Source organism: Lysinibacillus sp. G1-3, from assembly GCF_056322905.1.
Genome location: NZ_JBWHYQ010000023.1, coordinates 64,148 through 74,368, shown reverse-complemented (window position 1 = coordinate 74,368; position 10,221 = coordinate 64,148). Strand labels below are relative to the sequence as shown.

Below are 10,221 nucleotides of genomic sequence, written 5' to 3'. Positions count from 1 at the left end.
ATCACACACGAAAACAATGGACACTAAAAAAGATGGCTCCGGCAACTTACCGAAGCCATCTCATTGCGGCTTAACTTACAACTACATCCCTTTTTATTAAACTGTCTACAAAATAGGGTTCAGTTCACATCGGAAATACGCCTCTTTTTTATTTCACTTCAAAATATGTTTGACTATGTCCGTTCATTGTTTTTTCAACATGCAACACTGCAGGCATTGTAGCTTTTAACTCTGCAACGTGTGAAATGACGCCAATCATGCGTCCAGAATCTTGTAAATCAATAAGAGTATCAATCGCCTTATTTAATGCCTCTTCATCAAGAGAACCAAAGCCCTCATCAATAAACATTGTTTCAATACGGATATTACCTTGAAAGCTTTGAATGACATCTGCCATCCCAAGAGCAAGACTTAAAGAAGCATTAAACTTTTCTCCCCCTGATAATGTTTTTACATCACGTAATTGGTCTGTATAGGCATCATACACATCTAGCCCAAGTCCACTTTGCTTTGCATGCTTTTCTAAACGATCTGAACGTCGTAGCTCAAATTGACCGTTGGATAAATGATAAAGCCGGACATTTGCTGCCTCTGTAATTTTATCTAAATAATTGATTTGAATATAACGCTCAAAGGACAGCTTTTTCACATTTTGCCCATTTAACATTGCATAAAGTTCTTTTACTCGACCCGCTTCTTTTTCAAGTAAGCGTATTTCCAGCTCCGCTTCCTCTACTTTTTCGATAAAGTCTGCGCAAGCTTTCGCAAATCCTTCCATCTGCTGCAATACTTTAAAGGCTTCCTCATAGGTTACACGAAGCACCTCTAATTTTTCTTCCATTGCCGTTAAATCTTGTTTCTCTTGTCCTTTAAGGTGCTTCGCTCCCTCAGTAATTTGTACCTGTAACGTGTGGATTTGCATAGCATAATCACTGCAAGCCTTCCGTAAAGCTTCTATTTGCGACACGCTACGCTTTCCAGTAGCAAATTCTTCATAGCTTTCAAAGCCGGCTTCCTTCATACTTACTGAAAATTGCTCGCGCTTTTCATCCATTTTCAGCTTTAACTCCTCAAAAGCCTGTTTCGATATTTCGACGGTCATTCTAGCATTATTTGCTGCTTCCTTTGCAGTTTGCAAACTTTGTTGGCTGATAGTCCACGCAGTGTGTAAGGCAACCTTTTGAGAACCTATATGAGCAATTGCCTGCTTCAATGCATGTAGCGTCGTAAGATTTTCTGGAATATGTTTTTGCTGCTCTTCTACAACTGCTTGTTGCTTAGTCAATTCCTTCGTCTTTTCAGCTAAATATTGCTCTAGCTTTAATTGCTTTTCTTGTAGCTGCTCCATTCGTGCACGATGATCCTTTTGTTGCATACGTACATCAGACAATTGATTGCTCACTACTTTTAAGATTGTAATTTGTTGCTCTATATTTTGTAAGGAAGCTACAATTTGTGCTTGGTTCGATTGATCAATCTCATTCGTTTCTAAATGTTCTAATGCCTCTTGCAGAAGATGCTTTGTAGAATTCAATAGAGCTTCTTTCTCTAAAAACTTACGCTCATCATTAGTAGTCTTTACTCGCAAAGCTTCCACCTGTGCTAATTCGATCATCTCTAATTGCTCACGATGTGTTTCGAGATGTGTTGTACTACCGCACACTGGGCAAGCCTCTCCATCCTTAAGCTGCTGTGCTAAAATACTTGCCTGACTCGCAATCCATTGTTGCTCCAACTTTTGAAGAGCTTTCTTACTTTCTTGATAGTGGACATTAGTCGTGGCTACATCCTGCTCTGCCACTTCAACTGCTCTAGTGTATTTTTCAACTTGCGCTAAGTATGATACTTGTTCTTTTAGCTTCGGTAACTGTTCTAAAAAACCTTCATATGGCTCAAGTTGTTTTTCATATTGTTCAATTGTTGTTGCTAAATGCTGAACTTGCATTTGTCCTGTTTCTACGATTTTACTATTATCGTCTACAGCTCGCTTGGCTGTTGTAACATATTGTTCAGCTATTTGCAGTTGCTGAAGATTATTCTCATACGCCTCGAAAGTTGGTAATAATGCTTGTAGCCGCAACTCCTGTTGTAGAACGTGTTGGCGTTCAGGTTCCTTCGCCTCTTCAACATTAAATTTTTCCTGTGCTAGTTTTAACTGAGCTTCTGCGTTTTGTTGCTCTGTCACTGCTTGCTGACAGGATTGTTCTTTACGATTTTGCTCAGCACGTAAATCGACACATTGTTGCTCGAGTATAACAAGACGTTCTGCTTTCTCTGCTAATGCAATTTCACGTTCTTTTGCGCTATATACATCTTGCTCTTGTAGCAATGCTTCCAGACGGTTCTGACGATTCCTTTGCTCATCAAATTGCTCATTCAATGTTTTCGCCATACTATAAAACTCTTGCTCTTTTTGATGATACGCATAAGCTTCTTTATAACGCTGCTGTTCCAATTGTATACATTCAGTATAGTAGGTCTGCTCTTCTTCCAGAGCCTTCTTTAGCTGATGCATATTCTCGGTATTATTAGTAATACAAGTAAATAAAGATGACGAACGCTGTGGCAAAGCCCCCGCAATTTGGCCAAGGAGATGCTCCTTTAATTGCTTCGCGCGCAGTAAATCACTTTCTGCGTCTTTGCGTTTCGCATCAAGTCTTTTTGTCATAGCACCAAAACGGTCTGTTTTAAAAATCTTGCGCAAAATAACTTCTTTATTCGTAGAATCTGAAGTTAATAACTTGCGAAATTCACCTTGTGGCAGCATAACAATTTGACTAAACTGATCCTTTGTGAGGCCTATTATTTCTTGTAGCTTTTTATCTACCTCAAGTGTTTGCTGCTTTTCTACAATACTATAATCAAGTGTGTCTCCTTTGATTTCAGCCAGTTCTATTTTCTTACCAGTAACACTTTTGTTTTTTTCTTTAATATGACCTGGCTGACGTAATATTTGATACACTCTATCATGCATTTCAAAAACAAGTTCCACAGCAGTATACACATCATCATCAGCAAACCCGCTTCGCAACATTGCCGTATCTTGACGATCTTCACCGCTACCCGATCCGTAAAGTGCATAGCATATAGCATCAAAAATCGTCGTTTTCCCTGCACCTGTTTTTCCAGAAATCGCAAATAGACGATGTTCACCTAGCTGTTGAAAATCAATAACCTCTGTATTTTTATATGGACCGAATGCAGTAATCGTTAACTTTAAAGGCTTCATTTTACTGTCTCTCGCTCCTCATCTAATAATTCTTGCAGCATCTCTGTAAATAGACGCTCTGTATCTTGATCTGGCTGTATACCTATTATATCTGTAAAAAATGATCGGAATAAATCAATGTCTTCTATCTTCTCTGTCTCAACCGCTTGAATTTCTTGTGCTACTTCTTGGCGTATTGTTTTACGCTCAACATGCATCGCATGAGGAAACACTGTACGAATACGTTCCATCGGCGAAGTTACTGGTGTAGTATCTGTTAAACGTACAAATACATAATCATCACTTGGTGGTAATTGCAATAAATCATCCAGTATCCCCTCTACCACTCGTAAATCTCGTCTCGGTATAAGCTTTCGCTTTGTGACAGTTGTTTCTCCCTGTGCATCTAGCTCAACTATTAAAAAGCCCTTCTCATGTAGGTGCTCTGATAATGAATACTTCAATGGAGAACCCGCATATCGAATCGTTTCATTCAACACAAAATGCGCTTTATGCAAATGTCCAAGTGCAGTGTAATGAAAAGGCTTAAACAATGCCGCATTTATGCAATCCGAGCCTCCTATTGATAAAGGTCGCTCTGATTCACTCGTATTTGCTTCTTCTTCTCCATATTTCGTCACAAAGGCATGTCCAACAAAAACATTACGTTTTGAAGAATCTATACTTTGCCCAATATATTCAATAATTTTTTCCATCGCCTCTTGATGAGACCGAATGGAATCATCCTCTAAAATTGTCCGTACTGACGCTGGCTCTGCATAAGGTACGAGATGAAAATGTACTTCACCATATTCATCATGTAAAACGATTGGTGCATGATCTTTCGTAAACTGGCCTTTAATATGTAATCCACTATCACTCATTAAACTACTGCCAAAGTTTAATCGACCTGCACTATCGTGGTTCCCGGCAACTGCTAACACAGGAATTTTCTTATCAAGCACAATTTCCGCCAAAATATCATTTAGTAAATTCACTGCCTCAATCGGGGGCATCGAACGGTCATATAAATCACCGGCTATAACGATAACATCCGGTTTCTCTTCATCTATAGCTAGCTTAAATTGCTGTAAAATATAATGTTGATCCTCGGTCATGTAGACGCCTTGTACAAGCTTCCCTAAATGCCAATCTGCTGTATGAAATATTTTCATTTTGTGCGCCTCCTGTCTATTTCATTTTATCATGGCTGTTGGATTGTTTGTTTTTCCTTTTATTAGTTTGAAAATTATAATAGGGCTCCCCATCATAATTTGGGAGCCGACGTGTCGGGGTGTATCCGTCGTTTCGGCGGTTCTTTCCGTCGCCTATATTTTGATAGATCTTCAACATAAAAAAGAGCATCCTTGTCGAATGCCCTGTTACATTAAAAAATTTCTTTAGCTCTTACCTTCTCCATAAAAGCAGCATATCCTTTAAAACTTGGGAGGGCACGCGCCGTAGGAGTTGTTTTTTCTTTTTCTCTGTCCTCTTGTTTCTGCTCTGCCTTCACTAGTTGTTCTAAAATCTGGTCAAATGAAATAGGGTTGGGCTTCGGCAATTCGTTTGAAGAAATGGCTAGAGCTTTACTTCCACTATATTCATGTAAAAATGCATTTGCCATTTGGCGATAGCCTTCAAAATTAGGATGTACATCAGAGAGATTGGGTAAAAAGTTCCTAGCGTTTAACCCAAAAGCATTATATACGTCTACATAAGCTGCTCCAGCATACTCTGCCTGTTGCTGTAAAATCGTATTTAGCTTAACGAGCTGTGCATTTGTTCCTTCCTTTTGCGAAGGGTGAACATTTGGATAAGCAAAATAATAGCCCATTACATAAATCTTTGCATTAGGTGCTCGCTTTTTTAACGCTTCTAAGATCTTCTCCATATTTTTTCTGGCAATGTTTAATGCATAATCGGTTTGTAGCTGTGAAAAGGCTAATGTACCGGCAGTTGGATTTGCTTGCACTAGCCGCAGTAAATCGTTGGCGCCTGCCGAAACAGTAATAAGTGTTGCATTAGCTAATAAGTCACTTGCTTCCTCTGATTTTACTCGTTTCAAAACGTCGGCTGTTGTATAGCCTGGGAAAGCAAGCTCCTTCGTATAGAAGCTCAATTGCCCAGTCATTCCTAATTTCATGGCGATTAAATCACTGTAGCCTGCATCAATCTGTTGATAAGGTGTTTGACCAGCCGCCAAGGAATCTCCAATCGACAGGTAGTTTTCAGTCTGAGCTAAAGCAGATGAAACACTAAATACCATCGTAAGCATAACTGTACCCATAAAGCATAGGTATCGTCTCATCTGCCCAACTCCTTTCTTTCCATCAAGTACTTAAAATGCCCAGCTACCTTTGCGGAAAATTGGCTCTACAGTTCCGTCTGGTAAAATACCGTCGATGTCCATCTCACCGCTGCCAATCATAAAGTCCTCATGTGTTACTGAAATATTTGCACCTAATGCTTCAAGCTGACCTTTTTCTAAATCTCTTCCACCTTCTAAGCAAGTTGGATAAGCTTCGCCAATCGCTAAATGGTTTGATGCATTTTCATCAAATAATGTATTAAAATATAAAATTCCCGATGCTGAAATTGGTGATTCATGCGGTACAAGTGCTACCTCACCTAAATAGCAAGAGCCTTCATCCACATTAATAAGCTCCTGTAATAAATCATTGCCTACCTGTGCTTCAGCCTGAACAATTTTTCCTTCTTCGAATGTCAGTTTGAAGCCATCGATAATATTCCCTTGATAAGCTAATGGTTTTGTATTGCTGACATAGCCATTAACACCTTGTTTCATCGGTAATGTATAAACCTCTTCTGTCGGCATATTAGCAATAAAGATCGTATCCTCTGGCGTTCTACTACCTCCAGTAAGCCATTTATGCTGTGGCGCCAATGCAATTGTTAAATCAGTACCTGGCGCTTTATAGTGAAGCTTCGCATATTTTTTATTGTTCAGAAGGTCTGCACGAGATTCTAAATTTGTTACATGCTCACGCCAGTTTTCAACAGCATTGCCTTCACCGATACGAACAGTCTTAAATATAGCCTCCCATAATGCTGGCACTTGTTCCTCATTTCCTAAGTCCGGGAACACTTTCGATGCCCACTTTGGTGAAGGAACGGCTACAATCGACCAAGCGATTAAATCCTTCATGATAGCGTTACGATAGTTTCTTAGAGCAGCTCCCGATACCTTTTGGTGGGTAGCTAAACGGTCTGCTGAAATACCTGTTAATTTATCAGGGTCTGCAGCATCAATCAATAAGAATGCCCCTTTACGTTCGATTACCTCATCACGCATTTTAACTACCCATTCTGGGAAACGATTAAATTCTTCATCTGAGGCATGTTCAAAGTAAGCACGATCCATCTCATCATCTGTTAAGTTAACATGAACACGTCCTGCCCCAGCTTTATAGGCCTCTTTCACAACTAAACGGGCGAAATCCAATGCATCGACTGATGTATTGATTAATAAATATTGCCCTTGTTGAATATTAACACCGACTTTTACCGCAAGTTCTGCATATGCTTGTAATTTTTCTTCAAAAGTCATATTATTTACCTCGCTTTTGTCCAATTGTTTTTGAATTGCCCTCCACTATCTTGCCTTCATGCCATACTTTCTGTACAGGTTTCCCAGGAATTTCTCTAGTCCATTTTTTATATGTTTTTTCATCACGATATGATAATAACGTTAATACTTCGCCATCTGCTCCAGCACGACCTGTACGGCCAGAACGATGTAAATACTGCTCAATTGTTCTTGGAACATCAACATGAATAACATGTGTTAAACCTGCAATATCTAAACCACGTGCAGCAATATCTGTAGCAATTAAAATACGCGCATCTCCTTTACGGAATGCATCTAATGTCTTTTTACGTTCTTCTTTTTTCATGTCAGAGTGTAATGTCACAATCGGTGCAGCACGGTATTGTAATTTCGTTTCCTTCATCAGCAATTGATCTATATTGTTAACGAAAGCTAGTGCACGTAATCCTTCAGTATGTGATAGTCGACGTAGGAAATCAGTTTTATCTCGCTCCTCTACTTTCACGAAAGAGTGTACAACTTTACCAACCTTTAGCATATCTTCAGGTTTAATTTTGAAGCGTACTGGCTCGAACATCATGCGACTAGCTACTAATTCAATTTCCTCGGTAATTGTTGCTGAAACAACAACTACTTGTCGCCCAAATGCTGAACCTTCGATAAAGGATTTTACGACAACGCGATATTCACGACTAAGTAATTGATCGCATTCATCTAAAATAACTGTTTCAATTTCTTTTAGCTTTAATTTCCCAGCACGTGCTAATTCATTTAATCGGCCTGGTGTTCCTACAACGATCGTCGGTTTTTTCTTTAACTTTTCGATTTGACGTGCAGAGTTTGCACCACCAATTAGTTGCTGAACCGAAATATCAGAACCTGCTGTCCATTCACGGATAACCTCTACAATTTGCATTGCTAGCTCCTGTGATGGGGCTACGATAAGTCCTTGTGTTTGTTTTTTTGAACCGTTTACTTTATTTAGTAAAGGAAGTACATATGCTAGCGTCTTCCCCGATCCTGTCGGCGATTCAGCTACAATATCCTTGCCCTCAAGCATTGCTGGAATCATTTCTTCTTGAATTTTCATCGGTTCTTCAAATTTCCATTTTGCTTGTAAATCTTCATTTAATAAATTTATTACTGACATGTAATTTCCCACCTTCTATCTACTTGACACTAGTTTAACACACTAATCATTTTCCTACTTCATATGTACATAAACCATTTTATAATCTCACCTAACGAATTTTGAGATGGGCGTCTTCTTGCACAATAATGCGAAAAAAATCTGCCCGATTCATGCACGGGAATTGTAAGCCTTCAAGCCCTCATAGACACCGAAGCTTCTTTGAAGGTTTACAGCTTACCCGCGAAGAGTGAGCAGATTTTTATTTGTTTTATTTAATTGTTAATCTACTATTTCATAGCCGCATGCTTCTATAGCACGCTCTGCTAAAACAATTAATGAGTCGATATAAGTGTCACTTAATTTTAAATCTCGATTGACGATAGATAATTCTGTACATCCTAATACGATACGATCACAATTAAGCGCAAGCATTGCCTCTTCTATCGGTTGCCAATCCTCTTGAGTGACATCTTTCCCAGCCTTTACATAATCATAAATAATAGACATGACTTTTTCTTTCATCCCATCGTCTGGGACAACTGGTGTTATGCCAAATTCCTCTAACGCATCCTGATACATACGTGAAGTCAATGTACCTGTTGTCGCTAAAATACCTACTCGCTCAGCCCCTAAATCAGAGGCACGCTTTGCTGTTTCCCTTATCATATGTAAAACAGGGACTGGAGAACCTTCAACAATCTCATCGTAAAAGGTATGTGCTGTATTACATGGAATAGCAATCATATTTGCCCCAACAGAAGCAAGCTTTTTAGCATCTGCGACTATTACTGGTACAGGATTTTCTTTTGTATTATCTAAAATAAAGGCAGTACGATCAGGGATATTCGTATCATTATCAATGATTGTATGTAAATGCTCCTGATCCTTCGATGCCTTCGTACGTCTTACAATCATTTCACCGATAAACATCGTTGCTAGTGGACCTACGCCACCTATTATACCTAAAGTTTGTTTTTTCATTAGTTTGACAGACCTTTGTTGTTAAAATATTTCTTATATTGGCGATAAAAGCTTAAATTATCTAACGTTATATTCAACCAACGCTTCGCATTCATATCCTTATAATTAAAGATGGAATCCGTAGCCATTCCTTGGCGAATAAGGCTCTTCGCTTCAATTACTAGCTGTTCATTTTGTACATATTTAAAGAGTACACCATTTGGCACAATCGTCCAAAGATGCTTATTCTGAACATAAGTTAGCTGTTGCTTACTTCCTCGAATAAAATCATCCGCAACATATTGCATTAAATTATAGCCACTTGCTGTCACATAATAATTGGAAAGTTCATTATGTAACTCAATACTTAATAACTTATATTGACCGTCGCGTTCATCATACTTCATATCAAACGTGGCAAACCCTTGGAATCGAATCTCCTCTAGAAATAATTTGACACGATCCATTAAGTCTTGATCATATGCTGTCATTATGGCTACATAGCGACCAATCCCCTCTGGAGAATGCTCTTCTAAAATCGGGTTACCTACAGAAAGCAGCTTTACTTTATTATCTTGCCCAACATAAGCATTGACGACGCACATATGAGCATCTTCGCCTGGAATATATTGCTGTACCATTATGTCATCTCGGTATGCAGATTCCTTATAAATGGCGTGGAAAATAGCATCCTTTTCGTCGTTATCTTGTGCAATATATACTTTTTTCTTCCCTGGAAAAATACATGCAGCATACTTTGTCATATTCAGCGGTTTAATGACTACTGGATATTCAAAAGGGATGTCAAGTTCCTCATAGTCATTGACGGTGCAAACATGCATTGACGGATAGTGAAAGCCGAACTTTGCACAAAGTTCATACATGCTCTCGCGTGTTAATAACTCTTGAGCAAGGTTTGCATCTACATAAGGAACTTCAAAATACTCTGCTAGTTCCTCTTTATGTTGCACAATTTTTTTTACGTAAAATTCATCGCATGCTAATAAAAGTAACTTTTTGCCAGCGAATTCCTCTGCAATTGCCTTTAACGCCACGACAAAACGATCTTCAACATGGAGTCTTGGAACTTCACGAAATGTTAATAAATCACTGTGCTGTATTTTCTCCATATTCGTATGATTTAATGCAAGTGGTTTAACGCCATAGGACTCGTAAAATGCTCTTGCCATGCCATAAGCATTCATTTCATCTCCTAATAAAACCGGTAAAAAAGCGTGCTCAATGACCATTCTGCTCAACTCACTTTAGCTTTTTTTAGGCTTATCACCATAACGTGGGGTTGATTTCCGTTCCGGCTACCAGCCTCCACTCCAATCAACTTATATAAATGGA

General features: G+C 38.9%; 7 protein-coding genes. All 7 read right to left on the bottom strand.

The genetic code is table 11. The features are described from left to right. Positions 1-148: 148 nt before the first annotated feature. Positions 149-3,229, bottom strand: coding sequence for an AAA family ATPase (locus ACVYAD_RS21450; RefSeq protein WP_476427888.1), 3,081 nt, complete (start codon positions 3,227-3,229; stop codon positions 149-151). After that, positions 3,226-4,383 (bottom strand): exonuclease SbcCD subunit D, encoded by a 1,158-nt coding sequence (locus ACVYAD_RS21445; protein WP_476427887.1) that lies wholly within the window; start codon positions 4,381-4,383, stop codon positions 3,226-3,228. Before ACVYAD_RS21445 ends, ACVYAD_RS21450 begins: the two co-directional genes overlap by 4 nt. Positions 4,384-4,595: 212 nt before the next feature. Further along, positions 4,596-5,516 carry an SGNH/GDSL hydrolase family protein gene (locus tag ACVYAD_RS21440; protein WP_476427886.1) on the bottom strand — a complete coding sequence of 307 codons (921 nt, stop codon included), beginning with the start codon at positions 5,514-5,516 and terminating at the stop codon, positions 4,596-4,598. Positions 5,517-5,546: 30 nt separating this feature from the next. After that, positions 5,547-6,776: an aminopeptidase gene (locus ACVYAD_RS21435; protein ID WP_476427885.1), complete on the bottom strand. Its 1,230-nt coding sequence runs from the start codon at positions 6,774-6,776 to the stop codon at positions 5,547-5,549. Between the two features lies 1 nt (position 6,777). Next, positions 6,778-7,926, bottom strand: a complete 1,149-nt coding sequence (locus tag ACVYAD_RS21430; protein ID WP_349661069.1) for a DEAD/DEAH box helicase — start codon at positions 7,924-7,926, stop codon at positions 6,778-6,780. Positions 7,927-8,187: 261 nt separating this feature from the next. After that, positions 8,188-8,889, bottom strand: coding sequence for a cysteate racemase (cuyB, locus tag ACVYAD_RS21425; RefSeq protein ID WP_349661068.1), 702 nt, complete (start codon positions 8,887-8,889; stop codon positions 8,188-8,190). Continuing rightward, entirely contained in the window at positions 8,889-10,118 is a 1,230-nt protein-coding gene (locus tag ACVYAD_RS21420) for a carboxylate--amine ligase (RefSeq protein ID WP_476427884.1), read from the bottom strand. Before ACVYAD_RS21420 ends, cuyB begins: the two co-directional genes overlap by 1 nt. Positions 10,119-10,221: the final 103 nt, after the last annotated feature.